The 20255-nt window shown below is 56.5% G+C and carries 19 protein-coding genes and 1 riboswitch; of the genes, 10 read left to right on the forward strand and 9 right to left on the reverse strand.

Annotation, left to right across the window (positions count from 1 at the left end; genetic code table 11):
• Positions 1–27 precede the first annotated feature (27 nt).
• Positions 28–660 carry a PilZ domain-containing protein gene (locus tag C2U68_RS15735; RefSeq protein WP_140913430.1) on the forward strand — a complete coding sequence of 211 codons (633 nt, stop codon included), beginning with the start codon at positions 28–30 and terminating at the stop codon, positions 658–660.
• Between the two features lie 50 nt (positions 661–710).
• Here C2U68_RS15735 and C2U68_RS15740 read toward each other — a convergent pair whose 3' ends face one another.
• Positions 711–2054 carry a L,D-transpeptidase family protein gene (locus C2U68_RS15740; protein ID WP_140913431.1) on the reverse strand — a complete coding sequence of 448 codons (1344 nt, stop codon included), beginning with the start codon at positions 2052–2054 and terminating at the stop codon, positions 711–713.
• A 350-nt stretch (positions 2055–2404) separates the two neighbouring features.
• On the opposite strand from C2U68_RS15740, the gene apbC reads away from it, so the two are divergent.
• Positions 2405–3496, forward strand: a complete 1092-nt coding sequence (apbC, locus tag C2U68_RS15745; protein WP_140913432.1) for an iron-sulfur cluster carrier protein ApbC — start codon at positions 2405–2407, stop codon at positions 3494–3496.
• 44 nt (positions 3497–3540) lie between these two features.
• Here the strand turns inward: apbC and proB are convergent, their stop codons facing one another.
• From proB to rplU, 4 genes are all read right to left on the reverse strand, one after another.
• Positions 3541–4662, reverse strand: coding sequence for a glutamate 5-kinase (gene proB / locus C2U68_RS15750; protein WP_140913433.1), 1122 nt, complete (start codon positions 4660–4662; stop codon positions 3541–3543).
• Positions 4649–5707, reverse strand: a complete 1059-nt coding sequence (cgtA, locus tag C2U68_RS15755; protein ID WP_140913434.1) for an Obg family GTPase CgtA — start codon at positions 5705–5707, stop codon at positions 4649–4651. The genes proB and cgtA overlap by 14 nt, the downstream gene beginning before the upstream one ends.
• Positions 5708–5785: 78 nt before the next feature.
• On the reverse strand, positions 5786–6043 hold the full coding sequence (gene rpmA / locus C2U68_RS15760; protein ID WP_140913435.1) for a 50S ribosomal protein L27: 258 nt from the start codon (positions 6041–6043) through the stop codon (positions 5786–5788).
• Positions 6044–6061: 18 nt separating this feature from the next.
• Complete coding sequence (rplU, locus tag C2U68_RS15765) at positions 6062–6373, reverse strand: 50S ribosomal protein L21 (RefSeq protein ID WP_140913501.1); 312 nt, start codon at positions 6371–6373, stop codon at positions 6062–6064.
• 203 nt (positions 6374–6576) lie between these two features.
• On the opposite strand from rplU, the gene ispB reads away from it, so the two are divergent.
• Entirely contained in the window at positions 6577–7581 is a 1005-nt protein-coding gene (ispB, locus tag C2U68_RS15770) for an octaprenyl diphosphate synthase (protein ID WP_140913436.1), read from the forward strand.
• On the opposite strand, the gene C2U68_RS15775 is transcribed toward ispB, so the two are convergent.
• Together C2U68_RS15775 and recD are read right to left on the reverse strand one after the other, a co-directional pair.
• Positions 7578–7991, reverse strand: a complete 414-nt coding sequence (locus C2U68_RS15775) for a hypothetical protein (RefSeq protein WP_140913437.1) — start codon at positions 7989–7991, stop codon at positions 7578–7580. The genes ispB and C2U68_RS15775 overlap by 4 nt on opposite strands.
• Entirely contained in the window at positions 7991–9628 is a 1638-nt protein-coding gene (gene recD / locus C2U68_RS15780) for an exodeoxyribonuclease V subunit alpha (RefSeq protein ID WP_140913438.1), read from the reverse strand. Before recD ends, C2U68_RS15775 begins: the two co-directional genes overlap by 1 nt.
• A gap of 154 nt (positions 9629–9782) precedes the next feature.
• Positions 9783–9888: riboswitch (TPP riboswitch) on the forward strand.
• A gap of 32 nt (positions 9889–9920) precedes the next feature.
• Here recD and thiC point away from each other — a divergent pair.
• From thiC to C2U68_RS15815, 7 genes are all read left to right on the forward strand, one after another.
• A complete protein-coding gene (gene thiC, locus C2U68_RS15785; RefSeq protein WP_140913439.1) occupies positions 9921–11789 on the forward strand; it encodes a phosphomethylpyrimidine synthase ThiC in 1869 nt (622 codons plus the stop codon).
• 168 nt (positions 11790–11957) lie between these two features.
• A complete protein-coding gene (gene pilB / locus C2U68_RS15790; protein WP_140913440.1) occupies positions 11958–13673 on the forward strand; it encodes a type IV-A pilus assembly ATPase PilB in 1716 nt (571 codons plus the stop codon).
• A gap of 2 nt (positions 13674–13675) precedes the next feature.
• A complete protein-coding gene (locus C2U68_RS15795; protein WP_140913441.1) occupies positions 13676–14893 on the forward strand; it encodes a type II secretion system F family protein in 1218 nt (405 codons plus the stop codon).
• A gap of 59 nt (positions 14894–14952) precedes the next feature.
• Positions 14953–15819, forward strand: a complete 867-nt coding sequence (locus tag C2U68_RS15800; RefSeq protein ID WP_140913442.1) for a prepilin peptidase — start codon at positions 14953–14955, stop codon at positions 15817–15819.
• A 3-nt stretch (positions 15820–15822) separates the two neighbouring features.
• The gene (coaE, locus tag C2U68_RS15805; protein ID WP_140913443.1) at positions 15823–16434 is read left to right on the forward strand and encodes a dephospho-CoA kinase; all 612 of its coding nucleotides are present in this window, start codon (positions 15823–15825) and stop codon (positions 16432–16434) included.
• The gene (zapD, locus tag C2U68_RS15810; protein WP_140913444.1) at positions 16431–17204 is read left to right on the forward strand and encodes a cell division protein ZapD; all 774 of its coding nucleotides are present in this window, start codon (positions 16431–16433) and stop codon (positions 17202–17204) included. Before coaE ends, zapD begins: the two co-directional genes overlap by 4 nt.
• A complete protein-coding gene (locus C2U68_RS15815) occupies positions 17204–17419 on the forward strand; it encodes a DNA gyrase inhibitor YacG (protein ID WP_140913445.1) in 216 nt (71 codons plus the stop codon). Before zapD ends, C2U68_RS15815 begins: the two co-directional genes overlap by 1 nt.
• A 99-nt stretch (positions 17420–17518) precedes the next feature.
• Here the strand turns inward: C2U68_RS15815 and C2U68_RS15820 are convergent, their stop codons facing one another.
• Positions 17519–18457: a Nudix family hydrolase gene (locus C2U68_RS15820; RefSeq protein ID WP_140913446.1), complete on the reverse strand. Its 939-nt coding sequence runs from the start codon at positions 18455–18457 to the stop codon at positions 17519–17521.
• A gap of 8 nt (positions 18458–18465) precedes the next feature.
• Positions 18466–19680 (reverse strand): bifunctional glutamate N-acetyltransferase/amino-acid acetyltransferase ArgJ, encoded by a 1215-nt coding sequence (argJ, locus tag C2U68_RS15825; protein WP_140913447.1) that lies wholly within the window; start codon positions 19678–19680, stop codon positions 18466–18468.
• Positions 19681–20255 lie beyond the last annotated feature (575 nt).

Below are 20255 nucleotides of genomic sequence, written 5' to 3' on the forward strand. Positions count from 1 at the left end.
AACATGGCCTGAGACAAGGATTAACACATGTTCGCCACCGAAAACCGCGCCTATCGAAAAAGCCTTGCTAGCCACGGACTTTTGTACCTAGGTCAAGAAGAGCATGAAATTTTGGTGCTTAATCTTTCGATCACCGGTGTGCTGACGCTGTTAAAGGTCAAGCCCTCGTTTGCCGGCATCAAGGACATTTTCAGGGCCTTGCAAGTTTCGCCTATCGTCGACTTTTATCTGCCTGAAATCAACTTGGCTGGCGAAGCCGAAGTGGTCAGGGCTGAGTCGGTCGATGCCGGATTTCAGATTGCGATCGAATTCCGCAATCTAACTTACGATGTCGATAGCTTGCTCTATAGGCGCCGAGCGTATCGGAAGAGCATTTCTGCCGCCGGCCATATCGTGTTCAACGACACCGATTATGCGTTCAATACCGAGAATGTGTCGATAGACGGCATCATGATTCGCATGTTGGGCAGGATAGAGGTCGAGGAAGGCACGGTTACCAGCTTCGATTTTCAGGAGCTCGGAGAAGAAGGCGAGGCCAAGGTGGTGTGGGTGGAATATGACGATATTTCCACGCTGATGGGTTTGCAGTATTTGCACTTGCGTCGGGGCGAAATCGTTGGCGTGCCCAAATTTAGCCAGCCGATTCGGAAGTCGGCGTAAGCTCGGCAGGTACTCCGGGGTGAAGCGGCTCGAGCCGTAGCGCTTTTCGCTCAGTTTTTCGCCGCTCGTCTGGGGGCGAGCGGTGTCACGTCCATATCAAAATTCTGCTTGATGCGTTGGGCAACAATTTTGACCTCTTTTTTGTTTTTCAGCGGTCCGACCACGACTTGATAATTGCCGTCTTTGGCGACCTTGTGCGCTGGGATCGGCGGGCCTTGGTGATTTAACATCGCGGCCAGCTTTTGCGCATCGGTTGCGTTGTCGAATACCGCCGCTTGAATGGCCCAGTCGCTATCGCTTAACTCCGACGGGATCGGTTGGCCGAATAGCTTGTCCGGGCGGGCTAACGGAATGGCGTTGGCGCGCAACTCCGCTAGGTCCGGGCTGCCGGCCAAGACTGGCGTGGCAATGCCGTCGGCGCGCCGCAGAATAAGGTCGGCTTTGCTCCAGTCGATCTCGGCACCTTTAGCTGCGGCAAGTTGTTGAAGCTTCTTGCGAATGTCTTTTTGCAGCTGCTTTGTTTGTTTCTCCCATTTGTCCAGTGGCGGATGCGCTTCCAGATACAGCATGTCGTCGCGCCACGCTGCCAGATAAGGCTGATGGACGATATTGACCGGCGTGCCGATCTCGACCTTGCTGAACAGGGTTTCGATATCTTCCGGGTAGAGTTGCACGCAGCCGTGGCTGACTTGCATGCCGATGCCGTAGGGCTTGTTGGTGCCGTGGATCAGGTAACCGCTGAAGCCAAGCGGCATGGCGTAATCGCCTAGCGGGTTGTCCGGCCCGGAGCGGACTACTTTGGGCAACGGCGTGCCTTGCGCTTGATGTTCCCGTTGGATCGATGCCGGTACGGTCCAATCCGGATTGGCTTTCTTGGCGACGATCTGGGTTTGCCCTAGCGGCGTGTGCCAGCCTTGACGACCGATGCCCACCGGATAGGTCAGCACGCTGTTGGTCGCGTTTTTCGGGAAATAAAACATGCGCATGTTGGCCAGGTTCAGCACGATGCCCTTGCGCGGGGCGTCCGGCAGAATGAAGCTGAGCGGCAGCAACACGTTCTGGCCCGAGGACAACGTCCAGGGATCGACGCCGGCATTAGCGTTGGCGATGTCGTTGAAGCCCAGGCCGTAGTGGCGGCCGATGTCGGACAGCGTGTCGTTTTCGGCGCTGGTGATGCTGGCCAACTCGCCGACCATGTTTTGGCCGGGACTCAGGCTGAATTCGTGTATCGGCAGGTCTTCGGCTTTGCTGTTCCAGACGATGGTTTCCGGCTCGGGCTGCTGGAATATCTGCAAGCTTTGGCAGCCGGACAGCAATTGGCTCAATAGCAGCGCCGAGACGGCTAACGCTTTGGGCGATGCGATGCTGTTTGGCGTGGCGGCGGGTCGAGTCATGTGTCTGTTAAATGTTCAAAATCAGGTGTTTGACACTAAACGATGCAAATTAAAGTCAGATGAGGTGGCGATTAAGAGCGAATTAAGATGAATGGATCTAACTCTAAACGTTAGAATATTTCTATAACTTTTTATTATAAAAGTAAAATTTATTTTTCATGTTGCGGTGATTTGTTTGATGCGATGACGTGGTGATGCTGGCTTGGCGGTGTAGCGGCTTGAGGCGGCCGGCTGTGTGGCCGCTTGGTTTGCGGGCAACGTTTGTCGGGCCGGCGCAGGATAAAGGGCTTGAGCGGTAGCGAATTCGCAGTAAACTACTCGGTTATTACCTATTTGATCCGGAGTTCTGCATGGCGAGCATTGACAAGGCGGTTGTCGAAAATTTACTGAAAAGTTTCATCGATCCGAATGTCGAAACCGACTTGGTTTCGGCTAAATCGGTCAAGAAGATCGGCGTGGAAGGCCAAGATGTCAGCGTGGCGATCGAACTGGGTTATCCGGCCAAAAGCTATCAGGAAGAATTGCGCGAAGCATTGACGCGGCGCCTGCAGGCGCTGCCCGATGTGGGCAAAGTCGATGTTGTGGTCAACGTCAATATTGTGTCCCATTCGGTGCAAAAGACGCTGAAACCGTTGCCCAACGTAAAAAACGTTATCGCCGTGGCATCTGGCAAAGGCGGCGTCGGCAAGTCCACCACCTCAGTGAATTTGGCCTTGGCGTTGGCCGCCGAGGGCGCCAATGTCGGTATTCTCGATGCCGATATTTACGGGCCGAGCATTCCGACCATGCTGGGTTTGTCCGGTAAACCGGACAGCGAGGACGGCAAAATGCTGAAGCCGAAGGTCTCCTTCGGCATCCAGACCATGTCCATCGGGTATCTGGTCGATCCGGACCAGCCGATGATTTGGCGCGGGCCGATGGTGACCGGCGCGCTACAGCAGTTGCTGACCCAAACTCAATGGGACAGCGTGGATTATCTGATTATCGACCTGCCGCCGGGTACCGGCGATATTCAACTGACGCTGGCGCAACAGATCCCGGTCAGCGGAGCCGTGGTCGTCACCACGCCGCAGGACATCGCGCTGATCGACGCTCAGCGCGGTTTGGGCATGTTCGAAAAGGTGAATGTGCCGATTTTGGGCCTGGTTGAGAATATGAGCATGCACATCTGCAGCAATTGCGGCCACGAAGAGGCGATCTTCGGCCAGGGCGGCGGCGTGGCGATGGCGGCGAAAAACAAAGTGGATATGCTTGGCGCGTTGCCCTTGGATATCCATATCCGGGAATATGCCGATAGCGGCCGACCGTCGGTGGTGGCCGATCCGGACGGGCGGCCGGCGCAAATTTATAAGGCAATCGCCCGCAAAATGGCCGCCAAATTGGCAATGCGGACCAAGGATTACAGCGGCCGTTTTCCGAATATTGTGATTCAGAATACTTAAGCTGGTGTCAGGCCGGCTTGGCGACTTTGCCAATCCGGCCTGTTTTAGATCAAGACCAGATTGTCGCGGTGGATCAGTTCGGCGTCGTCGGCGTAGCCGAGGAGTGCTTCAAATTCGCTACTGGCTTTGCCGGCAATTTTGGCGGCGTCTTCGGCGCCGTAATTGATTAGGCCGCGGGCGATTTCATTGCCTTGCAGGTCGTGGCAAGATACCAAATCGCCGCGCTGAAAGCTGCCATGCACGGCTTTGACGCCGACCGCCAGCAGGCTTTTGCCGGCTTCTTTCAGGATTTTGACAGCGCCGTCGTCCAGGGTGACGCTGCCTTTGAGTTGCAATTGGCCGGCCAGCCATTGTTTGCGGGCCGCCAGCGGCGCGATGTTGGGGATCAGATAGGTGCCGAGTTGGGCGCCGTCGAATACTGCCGGAATCACGTTGTCGATCTTGCCCGAGACGATGACGGTGGCGGCGCCGGAACGCGCCGCCAGGCGGGCGGCGCGCACCTTGGTGTACATGCCGCCGCGGCCCAGGCCGCTGATGCTGCCGCCGGCCACGTCGTCGAGCAGGCTTTCGTTAACGCTGATTTCCGAAATTAGTTTGGCATCCGGATTCAGGCTGGGATTGGCATCGAACAAGCCGGTCTGGTCGGTCAGGATAATCAACAGGTCGGCTTCGACCAGGTTGGCAACCAGCGCGCCCAGTGTGTCGTTGTCGCCGAAGCGGATTTCTTCGGTGGCGACCGCGTCGTTCTCGTTAATCACCGGCACTACGCCGAATTGCAGCAGGGTCAGCAAGGTGCTGCGGGCGTTTAGATAACGCTGGCGGTCTGACAGGTCGTCGTGGGTCAGCAGTACTTGGGCGGCGAGCAGTTCGTGAAGCTGGAATTCGTCTTCGAAACGGCGCACCAGACCCATTTGGCCGACGGATGCGGCGGCTTGCAGTTCGTGCAGGGTTTTCGGGCGCGCTTTCAGTTTTAATCGCACCATGCCTTCGGCGACAGAGCCGGATGAGACTAACACCACGTCGACGCCGCGTTGTCTGAGTGCGGCCATTTGTGCGACCCAGTTGGCGATGGCGGGTTTGTTCAGGCCCCGGCCGCCGTCGGTAAGCAGGGAGCTGCCGATTTTGACGACAACGCGTTTGGTTTGGCAAAAATCAGAACGGCTCACTTGGCAACTCCTGTTGCGTATCTTCTGTGCGGGCTCTTTGTTGTTCCAGGAAATCCATGATGGCGTACATCAAGGCTTGGGTGCCCTGGTTTTTCAGGGCGGAAATTAGAAACACCGGCCCGGTCCAGCCCAGTTCGGCGACGATGCTTTGGCTGAGGGCTTCGACTTCGTCGTCCGGCACGTTATCGATTTTATTCAGCACCAGCCAGCGTGGCTTGTGCGCCAGTTCGTCGCTCCATTTTTCGACTTCGCGAATGATTTTGCGGGCGGCGCTGACCGGCGTTTCGTCGCTTTCGTAGGGCGCGATGTCCGCCATGTGCAACAGCAAGCCGGTGCGTGACAGGTGTTTCAAAAACTGTAAACCCAGTCCGGCGCCTTCGGCGGCACCTTCAATGACGCCGGGAATGTCGGCGATGACGAAGCTACGCAAGTCGTCGACCCGCACCACGCCCAAATTGGGATGCAGCGTCGTGAACGGATAATCGGCGACTTTAGGTCGTGCCGAAGATACGGTGCGGATCAGACTGGATTTGCCGGCATTCGGCATGCCGAGTAAGCCAACGTCGGCGATCACCATCAATTCCAGGCGTAGCATGCGATGTTCGCCGGGGGAGCCTTTGCTGGTCTGTTGCGGGGCTCGATTGATGCTGCTTTTGAAGCGGGTGTTGCCCAGGCCATGAAAGCCGCCCTTGGCCACCAGCAATTGTTGGCCGGGTTTGGTCAGGTCGCCGATTTTCTCGCCGGTGTTGGCTTCGTAGACTATGGTTCCCGGCGGTACCGCGACGAAGCAGTCTTCGCCTTTTTTGCCGGTGCAGTCGCGGCTGCCGCCGTTTTCGCCGCGTTGGGCGCGGTGTACCGAGTGGTAGCGGAAATCGACCAGAGTGTTGACGTTTTCGGTGGCGACCAGGTAAACGCTGCCGCCGTCGCCACCGTCGCCGCCGTCCGGGCCGCCTAAGGGAATGTATTTTTCACGGCGGAACGAGGCTTTGCCGTTGCCGCCGTCGCCTGCTTCTACGCGGATTTCCGCTTCGTCAACAAATCTCATAATCTACCGGTATAAACAAAAAAGCCCCGCTATGAAACGAGGCTTTTCGGGTCGAATGTGCCAGGGCACAATCGGGATTTACGCTGCTGCAATACTGACGTATTTGCGGTTTTGCGGGCCTTTTTCAACGAAAACCACTTTGCCGTCGGCCAATGCGAACAGGGTGTGGTCTTTGCCGATGCCGACGTTGTCGCCAGCGTGGAACTTGGTGCCGCGTTGGCGAACCAGGATGTTGCCAGCTTTTACGACTTGGCCGCCGAAACGTTTGACGCCCAGTCGTTGTGCGTTAGAGTCGCGACCGTTGCGGGTACTACCGCCTGCCTTCTTGTGAGCCATGTTTTATCCTCGGATAAGTTATGCCGAAATGCCGGTGATTTGCACTTCTGTGTAATATTGACGGTGCCCCATTTGTTTCATGTGGTGCTTACGTCTTCTGAATTTGATGATTCTGACTTTTTTGTGGCGGCCTTGAGAGACAACGGTCGCGGTCACTTTGCTGCCTTGAACAAAAGGCTGACCTACTTTTACAGAGTCGCCTGATTGCACCATCAGCACCTTGTCGAACTCTACGCTGTCGCCCGCGCCTAATTCGAGTTTTTCTATTTTTAAGGTAGTACCCTCTGCGACACGATACTGTTTACCACCTGTTTGAATTACCGCATACATCGGCGTAAGCTCCATCAAGCATAATCTGTTAAAAGTGAACAGCAGATTATATTTTTTCACAAGGCTTACGTCAAACCTAAATTCCTGATAGGAAGGTTGCGGCTCTTTCGCGTTGGTCGGGTACTATTGACACTACCTACGAATATTCATAGCATGACCGGCTATTTACGTCACGCGTCGACAGGCGATTAGCCCAATATTTCATGATAGCTAAAGTTTCTACGCCAGCTTCAGCCCCGATAGATTTCGATTCGATTAAAAATTTAACCACCGCCGAGACTCAGGCGGTTGACCGGTTGATTTTAAACGAACTGAGCTCCGATGTTGTGCTGATCAATCAAATCGGCCATTACATCATCGGTAACGGCGGCAAGCGGTTACGGCCGATGTTGCTGTTGCTGGCAGCAAAGGCTTTGGGACAGGTCGACGAGCGCCACTTGATACTGGCGGCCGTGATCGAATTCATTCACACCGCGACCTTGCTGCACGACGATGTGGTCGACGAGTCCGAGTTGCGGCGCGGTAAAGAATCCGCCAATGCGGTGTGGGGTAATGCAGCCAGCGTCTTGGTCGGCGACTATTTATATTCCAGTGCGTTCGAAATGATGGTGCGGACCGACAACATGCGGGTGATGGCCATCATGTCCAAGACCACTACCGCAATCGCTGAAGGCGAGGTATTGCAGTTGTTGAACTGCAACAACCCGGAGACCAGCGAAGCCAAGTACCTGGAAGTGATTGCCCGCAAAACGGCGATTCTATTCAGCACGGCCACCCGGTTGGCCGCCGTGGTTTCAGGCGCGGATGCAGCGACCGAAGAAGCCTTGGCGATTTACGGCCAGCAACTGGGTGTGGCGTTTCAGTTGATCGACGACGCCCTGGATTACAAGGCCAATAGTGAGGAGCTGGGTAAGAATCTTGGCGACGATCTGGCCGAGGGCAAACCGACCCTGCCGCTGATTTACGCCATCCAACACGGCGACCAGCGTCAGTCGCAAATCGTGGTCAATGCGATCCGGCAGGGTTCGCGCGAGGCGTTCAATGACGTGTACGAAGTCGTAAAAGCGACCAATGCGATCGAGTATACCGAGCAGTGTGCCGAACGCGCGGCTGGGCTGGCTATTGCCGCTCTGGATTGTCTGCCGGATTCGGAGTACAAACAAGCCCTCGAAGCGCTGGCGCACTTTTCGGTGCAACGTAGTCATTAACCCTCTTCGGCTTCTTCCGCCAGCGTCAGCAGTTGCTGGATGTTTTCCGTCAGCGTTGCGTACAACGTCTCCGACTTTTCCAGGAGCTGTTGAAAAAAAACGCCGATTTCACCTTCCTCCAGATTGGTCTGCGCGGCAAATATGCGCTCTTCCAGCAGGCTGATCGAGTCCATATCCACAAAATCCGCTAACCGGGCCAATTCCGCGGACTGAGCCAGCGTTGCCGCCGCTTCGGTTTTATGGGCGGCGGAAATCTGTTCGGCGATTTTAGCGGCGCAATCGCCCATTTGGCTGGCGGTTTCGAACAAGCCTTGTAGCAAATCCAAGTCTGCGCACAGAACCACCAATCGGTCTGCCGTGGTTTGGATTTCGGCCAATAAGCGTTTGCTGCGTTTTTTTATCGATTTCATCAGTTTGGTCCGGAAGCGTAAGCCTGCAATTTTGCGGCCAGACCGCTGTGTCTGGTAACCCGGTGGCCGACGCAGGCATTGAAGATGGCTTGGTCGGCGCTGACCGCCACCGATTGCTTGGCGCGGGTGATCGCCGTGTACAACAGTTCCTTGCTCAGCACCGGATTCACGGCGTCGGGTAACGCAATCAAGATGTTTTCAAACTCCGAGCCTTGGCTTTTGTGGATCGTCATCGCAAATACTGTCTCCCAGGGCGGCAGCCGGGCCGGTAACACTTTACGGAATTGCTCGCCGCGCTGGAAAAATACCCGGAGCTGGCTGCCTTGTTCAGGGTCGCTCAAGCATAAACCGATGTCGCCGTTGTACAACTGCATGCCGGCGTGGTTGGCGGTAATCATGATGGGTTTGCCGGCGTACCATGTCGAGCCGGGCCGGATTTTGCCCCGGTTTGCCAGCTCCAGTTCTACCCGCCGATTAATCTCGCCGACCGAGTTATGGCCGCGCTGATTGCTGCAAAGCACCCGAAAGCGGTTGAAGGCGGCGAAAATTTCCGTCGGGTCGTAGCCGTTCGGAATCGCCTGCAGGTATTCGGCATAATTTTCGATGATCCAATCGATCGGATCGCCGGTTAGGCGTCTAATCGGCGGGCTTGGCTCTTGCAGTAGTTGCCAGGCTTGATCCGCATCCTGGCAGTTCACGGCGACGGCGAGTTGTTTGATGCGGCCTTGAAACCGATGCGATTTTTGTAGTTCCACCGTGCGCTCGGCCAGGCCGGCGGCTAGGTCGGCCAAGACCGAGCCGGATTCGACCGAGGCCAGCTGGTCTTTGTCGCCCAGTAAAATCAGACGCGATCCTGGTTTAAGCGCATCGACCAATTTGCTCATTAACGCCAGATCGACCATCGAGGTTTCGTCCACCACCACCACATCGTAAGGCAGCGGATTTTCGGCGTCGTGGCGGAAATACGGCGTCGGCGGCTTGGCGCCGAGCAGTCGGTGCAGCGTGTGGGCTTGTTCCGGAATTCCGTCTTTCAATTCGTCGACGCAAGCCAGGCCGGGTTTGTTGGCGACAATCGACTCTTGCAGGCGCATCGCGGCTTTGCCGGTGGGTGCGGCCAGGGCGATATGTAACGCTTGGCGACTGGTTTCCAGCAATAGGGTCAAAATTTTCAGCACCGTCGTGGTTTTGCCGGTTCCGGGGCCGCCGGTAATGATGCTCAGGGCCTGACTAACCGCCGCTTGCGCTGCGGTTTTTTGCCAATCGATTTCGTCGCCTTGGCTTTCGAAATAGCGGTCGAGGCTGGCTGCGAGATGTCCGGTATCGAATTTTTGTCGGGCCAGTGCCGCAAGTTGCCTTGCCAGGCGCTCCTCGTAATGCCAATAGCGGTGCAAATACAGGCGCTCGGTTTCGGCAATCAACGGTGTGGCTTTGCCGGTGGAGGCCAGGCCTGAGGCCATCACTACAGCCATGTCCTCCGCGTCGATCGCGATGCAGCTATGGCCGGCGCCTTGTTGGGCCGATAACTGCAGCAGCAAGGCTTCGAAGCGGTTTTTTTTTGCCCCGCTCAAGCGGCTGCGTTCGGCGAGGAAGCGGGCGAATCCGCGATCGAGGTCGGTAAAAGTTGGTTGGTCGGTCATGGGGCAATACTTGGATCGGGTGCCGGTTATCATAGCAATTGCATTGCAGCTGGCGACAGGAAATAAAACCTATTGTTTTATAAGATTTTTGCCGCTACCGGGGCGTTAACCGAGCTTGCAATTGCCCTAATTATCATTTAACTTACCGACCCACCTAAAAGGCTAGGGGTGTTTCCGCCCAATTCCAGAGCGGAAGCTGAGAAAAACCCTTCGAACCTGATCCGGTTAATGCCGGCGTAGGAAAGCCAATCCTTCCCTGCGCTCGCGATTTATTCTGTTTTTGGAGATAAGCATGAGCGCTGTCCGCAATGAAATTACTACCGACACCGGCAGTAGCGTAAGAATCGATTCCTACCCCGCCTCGGAAAAAATCTATATCCAGGGCAGTCGTCCCGACATGCGGGTGCCGATGCGGCAGATTAATCTGTCCGATACCCCGGCCCATTTCGGCGCTGAAAAAAATCCGCCGATTTTCGTCTACGACACTTCCGGCCCTTATACCGACCCGAATGTCGACATCAACCTGCACCAAGGCCTGGGTTCGGTGCGCGGTAAATGGATAGAAGAGCGTGGCGACACCGAGTTATTGAGCGGCCCGACCTCAAAATACGGCCACGAGCGGCTGCACGATCCCAAGACCGCACACCTGCGTTTCGAACTCACCCGCAACCCACGCCGCGCCAAAGCCGGCCATAACGTCAGTCAGATGCATTACGCCCGTAAAGGCATCATCACGCCGGAAATGGAATATATCGCCATCCGCGAGAACCAGAACCTGGAAGCGATGCGTGACCGTTACCAAGGCCAGCATCCCGGCTTTTCCTACGGCGCCAACATTCAGTCCTTCATCACGCCCGAGTTCGTGCGTTCCGAAGTGGCGCGCGGCCGCGCGATCATCCCAGCCAACATCAACCACCCGGAATTGGAACCGATGATCATCGGCCGCAACTTCCTGGTCAAGATCAACGGCAACTTGGGCAATTCGGCGATCACTTCCTCGATTGAAGAAGAAGTCGAAAAAATGCTGTGGGGCATCCGTTGGGGTGCCGATACCATCATGGATTTGTCGACCGGCAAAAACATCCACGAAACCCGCGAATGGATCCTGCGCAACTCGCCGGTACCGATCGGCACCGTGCCGATTTATCAAGCCCTGGAAAAAGTCGACGGCAAGGCCGAAGAACTGACCTGGGAAATCTTCCGCGACACGCTGATCGAACAAGCCGAGCAAGGCGTCGATTACTTTACCATCCATGCCGGCGTGCGCCTGCATCACGTGCCGCTGACCGCAAAGCGCCTGACCGGCATCGTCTCCCGCGGTGGTTCGATCATGGCCAAATGGTGTCTGGCGCACCATACCGAGAGCTTCCTCTACACGCACTTTGAAGAAATCTGCGAAATCATGAAAGCCTACGACGTGTCGTTTTCGTTGGGGGATGGTTTGCGTCCGGGTTCGATTTACGATGCCAACGACGCCGCCCAGTTCGGCGAGCTGGAAACCCTGGGCGAGCTGACTCAAATCGCCTGGAAACACGACGTGCAAACCATGATCGAAGGCCCCGGCCACGTGCCGTTGCAAATGATCAAGGTCAACATGGACAAGCAGCTGGAAGATTGCTTCGAAGCGCCGTTCTATACCTTGGGGCCTTTGACCACCGATATCGCCCCCGGCTATGACCATATCACCTCCGCCATCGGCGCCGCCAACATCGGCTGGTACGGTTGCGCGATGCTGTGCTACGTCACGCAGAAAGAACACTTGGGCCTGCCCAACAAGCAGGACGTCCGCGAAGGCATCGTCACCTACAAGATCGCCGCCCACGCCGCCGACTTGGCCAAAGGCCATCCGGGCGCGCAGATCCGCGACAACGCGATGTCCAAGGCCCGTTTCGAATTCCGCTGGGAAGACCAATTCAACTTGGCGTTGGACCCGGAGAAGGCTCGCTCGTTTCACGACGAAACCTTACCTAAGGAATCGGCGAAGGTCGCGCATTTTTGTTCGATGTGCGGCCCGCATTTCTGCTCGATGAAAATCACCCAGGATGTGCGCAACTATGCCGAGCAAAAAGGTTTGGAAGAAGCGGAAGCTTTGAAAATAGGCATGGAAGAGAAGTCCAAGCAATTTCTCGAAGAAGGCGCCGCGATTTATCACGAGGTTTAAGCGTTGTCTCTGCAGTCGCCGGTCTCCGGCGGCTGCCTCCCTGCATTGATCGCCTGCTGCTGTCTAGTCGGCCGTTTGCCGACACCCTGCGTCGAGTTTGGATAAAATCCTTACTTCATCTATATTTGCAGCACAAAGCTGCAGTAAAACCAATCTTGACCTTTTTTCATGGCGACAGCACCTTCCAACATTCATTTCAGCGGTCTGGTTAAGTGCCTGATTCAGAAGGGGCTGCTGACTGAAGAGTCGGCAGCGACCTGTTTACAGGAGGCGCAAAAGCGCAAACAGGCGTTCATTAGCTATTTGGTCGAACACAAATACGCGGATAGCAAAACCATCGCCACGCTGGCGTCGGCCGAGTTCGGCGTGCCGTTTTTCGATCTGGACGCGATCGATCCCGCGTTTCTGCCGATCAAAATGGTCAGCGAAAAATTGATTCGCCAGCACCACGCCTTACCCCTATTTAAACGCGGTAACCGTTTGTTCGTCGCGACGGCCGACCCGACCAATTTCCAGGCCCTGGACGAGATCAAGTTCCACACCCGGCACAATACCGAAAATATTCTGGTCGAAGAAGACAAACTGATCAGAATGATAGACACGGCGCTGGAAGCCGCGGATACGTCGATGAAGGATCTGCTCGACGACGATCTGGACAACATCGATATTTCCGCCGGCGACGAAGCCAAGCCGGCCGAAGACGCTATGGGTTCGGATATCGACGACGCGCCTATCGTCCGCTTCGTGAATAAGATTTTGCTGGATTCGATCAAGCGCGGCGTATCGGATATTCACATGGAACCGTTCGAGAAGCGGTTCCGCATCCGCTTCCGCGCCGACGGCATACTGTCGGAAGTGGCGAGTCCGCCGGTCGGTATCGCTAATCGGATCATTTCCCGGCTGAAAGTCATGTCCAAGATGGACATCGCCGAACGGCGGGTGCCGCAGGACGGCCGGATCAAGATGCAGATCTCGAAAAACCGCGCCATCGACTTCAGGGTCAACACCTGTCCGACCTTGTTCGGCGAAAAAGTGGTGTTGCGGATTCTGGATCCGACCAGCGCCCAGATCGGTATCGAAAAACTCGGGTTCGAACCGGAACAGCAGAAAAATTTCCTGGATGCGATTCATAAACCCTACGGCATGGTGTTGGTCACCGGGCCGACCGGTAGCGGTAAGACGGTGTCGCTGTATACCGGCTTGAATATTCTGAACAGCGTCGAAACCAATATTTCCACGGCCGAAGACCCGGTAGAGATCACCGTAGAAGGCATCAACCAGGTCAACGTCAACCCTAAAGCCGGGTTGACTTTTGCCGAAGCGCTCAAAGCATTCTTGCGGCAGGACCCGGACATCATCATGGTCGGCGAGATCCGCGACTATGAAACCGCCAGTATCGCCGTCAAAGCAGCCCAAACCGGGCACTTGGTGTTGTCGACGCTGCACACCAACGACGCGCCGCAGACCATCAACCGGCTGGTACAGATGGGGATCGAGCCGTTCAATATCGTCTCGGCAGTTTTGCTGATTATGGCGCAACGTCTGGCACGGCGTTTGTGCGAGCATTGCAAGAAGGAAATGGATTACCCGGAAAGTGCGCTGATCTCGGCCGGCTTCAAAAAGGAAGAACTTGGCACTTTCAAAATATACGGTCCGGTGGGCTGCGAGCATTGCAATAACGGCTACAAAGGGCGGGTCGGTATTTACCAGGTGATGCCGATCACCGAAAAAATGCGGGCCTTGATCCTGCGCGGCGGCAATGCGATGGAGATGGCCGAATTGTCCCGCAGCGAAGGCATCAACGATTTGCGCACCTCCGGCTTGTTGAAAATCCGTCAGGGCATCACCTCGCTGGAAGAAATTGACCGCGTCACCACGGAATAATCATGGCAAAACAAGAAGAGCAGATCGAATTCAATTGGGACGGTTTCGACAAACAAAACCGGAAAACCAAAGGCACTATCAGTGCCAAAAGCGAAGTGATCGCTCGCGCCGAGCTGCGGCGGATGGGCATCCGGGTGATCGGCATCAAACCCAAGGCGAAACCCTTGTTCAGTCCGCGGGTGCAAAAAATCACGCCGGGAGATATTGCCGTTTTTGCCCGCCAATTGGCGACCATGCTGGCGGCCGGCGTACCGCTGGTGCAGTCGTTCGATATCATCGGCAAGGGCCACGACAACGCCAGCATGTCGGAAATGCTGTTGTCGATCAAAGCCGACGTCGAGGGTGGCGATACGCTGGCGCAAGCATTGGGCCGCAAGCCGCTCTATTTCGACGCCTTGTTTTGCAATCTGGTCGAAGCCGGCGAACATGCCGGGGTGTTGGAAACCTTGTTGGACAAAATCGCGACTTACAAGGAAAAGACCGAGTCTATCAAGAAAAAAGTCAAGAAAGCGTTGACCTATCCGGTGGCAGTATTGGTGGTGGCGTTTATCGTTACCGCGATTTTGTTGGTGTTCGTGGTACCGGTATTCGAGGACTTGTTCAAAGGCTTCGGCGCCGATTTGCCGGCGTTCACCAAATTCGTCATCGATTTGTCGGCCTGGGTACAGGAATGGTGGTGGGCCGTGGTCGGCGTGCTGTTTGTCGCCGGCTACACCTTTACCTACTTTAAAAAGCGCTCGAAGGCATTCAACCATTTTCTGGATCGGACTCTGTTGAAAATACCGGTGGTCGGTATGATTCTGCAAAAATCGGCCATCGCCCGCTTCGCCAGAACCCTCTCGACCATGTCGGCCGCCGGCGTGCCGTTGGTCGAAGCCTTGGTTTCGGTGGCCGGCGCGTGCGGTAACATCTTGTTTTACGAGGCGGTGATGAAGGTGCGCGACGACGTCGCTACCGGCCAGCAATTGAAGTTCGCCTTGGAAACCACCGGCATATTTCCGAATATGGTGGTACAGATGGTGGCGATCGGCGAAGAATCCGGTTCGATCGACGCCATGCTGGACAAGGTCGCCGACTTTTACGAGGAAGAGGTCGATAACTTGGTCGACAACCTGAGCAGTTTGATGGAACCTATCATCATGGTGATCTTGGGGATTTTGGTCGGCGGTTTGATCGTGGCGATGTATTTGCCGATCTTCAAATTGGGCGCCGCTATCTAACCTGTTGCCGGTTCCGGCCTGTTACGGGCGGCGGACCGGCGAGTCTTTGCTGTTTACCTATGTTGTTTAATGTCTTAGCTCAATCTCCCGGTTTTCTGGCCGCAAGCGCTTTACTACTCGGCTTGCTGGTCGGCAGTTTTCTGAATGTGGTGATTTACCGACTGCCGCTGATGATGCAGGCTGCGTGGCGGCGCGAGTGCCGCGAATACCTGGAATTGCCGGCCGAAGCCCCGGGCGAGCGTTTCGATCTGTTATTGCCGGCTTCGCACTGCCCGGCTTGCAAAGCCGAAATCAAAGCCTATCAAAACATCCCGGTCCTGAGCTATGTGCTGCTCGGCGGCAAATGCGCCAACTGCGGTAGCAAAATCGGCTGGCGCTATCCCTTGATCGAGGCATTTACCGGCCTGTGTTCGGCGCTGGTCGCTTGGCAACTGGGTTACGGCTGGGCGCTGGCGTTGGCGTTGCCGTTGACCTGGTGTCTGATTGCACTGAGTTTTATCGATATGGATCAGCAATTGCTGCCGGACTCGATCACGCTGCCTTTGGTCTGGCTGGGCTTGCTGCTCAGCGTGTTCGGCATTTTTGCCGACAGCCGCGACAGTATCGTCGGCGCGGTAGCCGGTTATTTAAGCTTGTGGAGCGTCTACCACGGCTTTAAATTGCTGACCGGCAAGGACGGCATGGGTTACGGCGATTTCAAATTACTGGCCGTATTCGGCGCCTGGCTGGGCTGGCAATATTTGCCGTTGATAATCTTGTTGTCTTCCCTGGTCGGTGCGGTGATTGGCGTCGCGATGATCGTGTTCTGCCGGCGCGATGCGGCCAAGCCGATTCCGTTCGGGCCTTATCTGGCTATGGCCGGCTGGCTGGCGCTATTGTGGGGTGAGCAAATGAATGCTTGGTATCTGCGGCTTGCAGGTCTGTGACCGATGTTGAAAATCGGTTTGACCGGTGGCATCGGCTGCGGCAAAACCACGGTATGCCGTCTGTTTGCCGACTTGGGCGTGCCGGTGGTCGATGCCGATTTGATCGCCCGCCGTTTGGTTGAACCGGGCGAGCCGGCCTTGCTGGCCATCGTTCAGACATTCGGTGCCGACATGTTGAAAACCGACGGCAGCCTGGATCGGCCCAAACTGCGCGAGGCGATCTTTACCGATCCGGAGCAAAAGCGACGGCTGGACGCCATCATGCATCCGCAGGTATACGCCCGCATCGCCGCCGATGTGGCGGCATTGCAGGCCGATTACTGCCTGATTGCGGTGCCGTTGTTGCTCGAATCTGAAAATCCTTATGTTGTGGACCGGATCCTGGTGGTAGATTGTCCGCAACCGCTGCAGATCGAACGGGTCGTAACCCGGGACAAACTCAGCGCCGAACAGGCGCAGGCCATCGTGGCCAGTCAGATATCGCGGCCGGAACGGCTGGCCCGCGCCGACGACGTGATCGACAATAGCGCCGGGCCGGAGCTGCTTGCAGAACAGGTTAAAAGCCTGCACAATTCCTACATTTTTTTAGCCACCGCCAGGACACCACCGGCTTGAATACACAAATAGTCTACGAATTCCCGCTCAACGAACGAATTCGTGTGTTTATGCGCTTGGAGCAGCTCTTTCAACAGCTCAGCCATTTCATGTTGGGCGCTTCGGTTTTCGACAAACGCGCCGCCATCTCCGTCTTGTTGGATATTCTGACCATCTTCAGCCGCAGCGATCTTAAATCCGAATTGATCAAAGAATTGGACCGCCACACCAAAGTGTTGAACCAATTGGCCCATAATCACGGCGTCGACGACGAAAAACTGCAGGAAATTCTGGCCGACTTGAATCAGGCCAGCCGCAATTTATACAGCGCCAACGGCAAGATCGGCATCAGCGTGATGGAAAGCGATTTGTTTCAGAGTATCTCGCAGCGTAATTCGATACCCGGCGGCAGTTGCTCGTTCGATCTGCCGGCGTTTCATTACTGGTTGGAACAGGACGAAGCAGAGCAGCAGAAAGATCTGGAGCGTTGGACCCAACCGTTTGTCGATATCCGGGTTGCGATCGACCTGATTTTAGGCTTCATCCGTCAAAGCAGTATTCCAACCCCGGAGCTTGCCAAAGCCGGTTTTTTTCAACTGGCGCTCGACAACAAAAACCATCCGGTGCAGTTGCTGCGCGTGGCTTTGCAACCTGAGCAGCGCTGTTTCGCCGAGATCAGCGGCGGCAAACACCGCTTCAGCATCCGCTTCATGATCCCGTCGGCCGATGAAAACCGGCCGTGCCAAACCCAGGACGATGTCGAATTCCATTTGACCCGCTGCATGTTCTGATGGCCGCGCAGTCCCCGCCGCAAGTCGCCTGCCCGACCTGCCGTAAACCTGTGGCCTGGGTTGCCGCCGAAAAATTCAAACCGTTTTGCTCGGAGCGCTGCAAGCTGATCGACCTCGGCGATTGGGCCACCGAAGCGCACAAGATTCCCGGTCCGCCGGTTTGGGACGACGAAAACCCCGACCTGTCGAACCTGGATGACGGTCAAGCGGGTTAACACACCCGTTGCTGAGTCTGACTGCGGCCCGATATGAGGTGGCTGCAAAGCTCGGACGTGATAGTCAACAGCAATAAGGGATTTTGTCGAGAGGCCGCTTCAAGCCAAAAAGCCGCTGATGCCGGCTATACCCTGGGCACCGGCGGCTTGCGCCCGCACCAAATCCTGCCGGCTCAAACCGCCCAAGGCGAACACCGGCAAGTTGGCGTGTTCCAGCAGTTCGCTAAAGCGTTGCCAGCCCAATGGTGGCGTATCGGGGTGCGATGCGGTCGGCATGACCGGCGCCAACACCGCAAAATCGACTCCAATCGCCAGCGCGTGGCGCAGCTCCGTTGAATTGTGGCAAGATGCTGCGACCCAGCGCATTCCGGGCGGACGTCGATCCAGTCTTATTAAGGCCCGGCTGCTCAAATGGATGCCTTGCGCCTGACTAATATCCAAATCCAGATCGGCATTGACCAGCACCTCGACGGCATGGTGCCGGCATTGCTGCAATACCCGTTCGAGCACGGTTTGTTTGTCGTTCGCGCTTAGGGTTTTGGCCCGGAATTGCACTAATTTGACGCCGTTGTCGATGATGCGTCGGCAATTGGCGATGACCGTTTCCGCGTCCGGACCTTCCAGGATGGCGTAATACGCCGGCAGCCGGGCGGCGGCGATGATAGGCAGGTTGGCGGCCGGAAAGGTGAAGTCGGAAAGCTGGCCGGCGCTAACCCATTGCATGGCCTGGCCTTCGCAGGGCCGGGCTTCGCCGCTGAACGAGTTGACGTTCCAGACGTCCAGCAACACCCGGCGGTCGCCGTAATCGTGGCGGATTTTGATCAAAGGCTCGGCAGCGGCGACCCGAATCCCGACCTCTTCCTCCAGCTCCCGCGCTAGCGCCTGCAACACAGGCTCGCCGGGTTCCAGCTTGCCGCCGGGAAACTCCCACAAGCCGCCCTGGTGCGCGTGTTGTGCGCGTCGGGCGATCAGTATCCGACCGGCCGTGTCGCGAACGACGCCGACCGCGACGTGAACCACGTTATTTGGCTGGAGCATGGGCGGAATTAAGTGCGGTATTCGGCGTTGATTTTGACGTAATCGTAGGAAAAATCGCAGGTCAACACCTGTTCGCTGGCCGAGCCGCGGCCCAAACGCACCGTGACGTCGATCTCCTGCTGGCTCATGACCCGCTGGCCGTCCTGTTCGGTGTAAGACGGCGCGCGGCCGCCGTTTTCGACGATGCAGACCGTACCCAGGTAAATCTCGATTTTCTCCAGCTCCATATTTTCGACCCCGGCCCGGCCCACGGCAGCCAATATCCGGCCCCAGTTCGGGTCGCTGGCGAAGAACGCGGTTTTGACCAGCGGCGAATGGGCAATCGTTTTTGCCACTTGCAGCGCTTCGCCGCTGTCGCGGGCTTGCTCGACGATGATGCGCATCAGCTTGGTGGCGCCTTCGCCGTCGCGAATGATCAATTCCGCCAGCCGTTTGCAGACCGAGGCCAAGGCTGCGCTGAACGCCGCCAGATGCTCGCTGCCGGGCAAAATCTCCGGCGCGCCGCTGCAGCCGCTGGCCAATACCACGCAGGCGTCGTTGGTCGAAGTATCGCCGTCGACGGTGATCCGGTTAAACGATTGCTCGACCGCCGCATTCAGGCACTCTTGCAACAGACCCTGCTCGATTTTGGCGTCGGTGGCGATAAAGCCCAGCATCGTCGCCATATTGGGCTGGATCATGCCGGCGCCTTTGGAAATGCCGGTAATCGCGACCGGATGGCCGCCGATGTCGAGCTTCAACGAGGCGCCTTTCGGAAAGGTGTCGGTGGTCATGATTGCCCGCGCCGCCCGGTCCCAATGCGATTCGGCCAAATTGGCGACCGCGGCCGGCAGCGCCGCCGCCAGTTTTTCCACCGGCAGCGGTTCGCCGATCACGCCGGTCGAAAACGGCAGCACTTGCTGCGCCAGCGCATCCACTTCTCCAGCCAGTCCGGCGCAGCAGGCAAAGGCATCCTGCAAGCCTTGTTTGCCGGTGCCGGCATTGGCGTTGCCGGAATTGACCAGCAGCCAGCGCGGATTCATCGGCAAATGCGCCTTGGCGACCTGTACCGGCGCCGCGCAAAAGGCGTTTTGGGTGAATACCGCCGCGCAACTGCCGCCCTCGGCCATTGCGATGACCAAGATGTCGTCGCGCACGGTTTGTTTGATGCCGGCGTTACTGGAGCCGAGTTTGATGCCTTTTACGGCATACATTTCAGGAAATGAGGTGTCTCCGACTGCCATTTTTTACCTTGTTAGACTGATTAACTAATTTTGTTGTGTCGCTATCGCGACGAATATTTTAATGTCGGTTCGCGGACCGACAACCGCGATACTTTCTTTTGCGTCGCCAAAAGAAAGTATCCAAAGAAAAGGCGACCCGGACGCCGCTTATTCCCTGTGCTTCTCGCTTTTGGCGAGGGTTTTCGGAAGGGCTATCCTTAGCCCTCCGAAAACGAGCGGCATCCATGCCGCTCCCCTATCGGGCTTATCTCGCCAAAAGCTGCGATGCTCGGCGCGGCATACGGGAACAAAACCATCCCGGAATTTAGATGCGCTTGCTGGAATCAACCTTAACTCGACAATCAAACGTAGGGTGGGCAATGCTTTTTTGCCCACCATGTTATGTCGACAACTATAAACCCGCGTGGGCACAAACAGCCGTGCCCACCGGGCTTTAAATTTGTGTCGCTACCGCGACGAATATTTTAATGTCGGTTCGCGGACCGACAACCGCGATACTTTTCTTTGCATCGCCAAAGAAAAGTATCCAAAAGAAAGGCGACCCGGACGCCGCTTATTCCCTGCGCTCCTCGCTT

Source organism: Methylomonas koyamae (assembly GCF_006483455.1).
Lineage (GTDB): Bacteria > Pseudomonadota > Gammaproteobacteria > Methylococcales > Methylomonadaceae > Methylomonas > Methylomonas koyamae_B.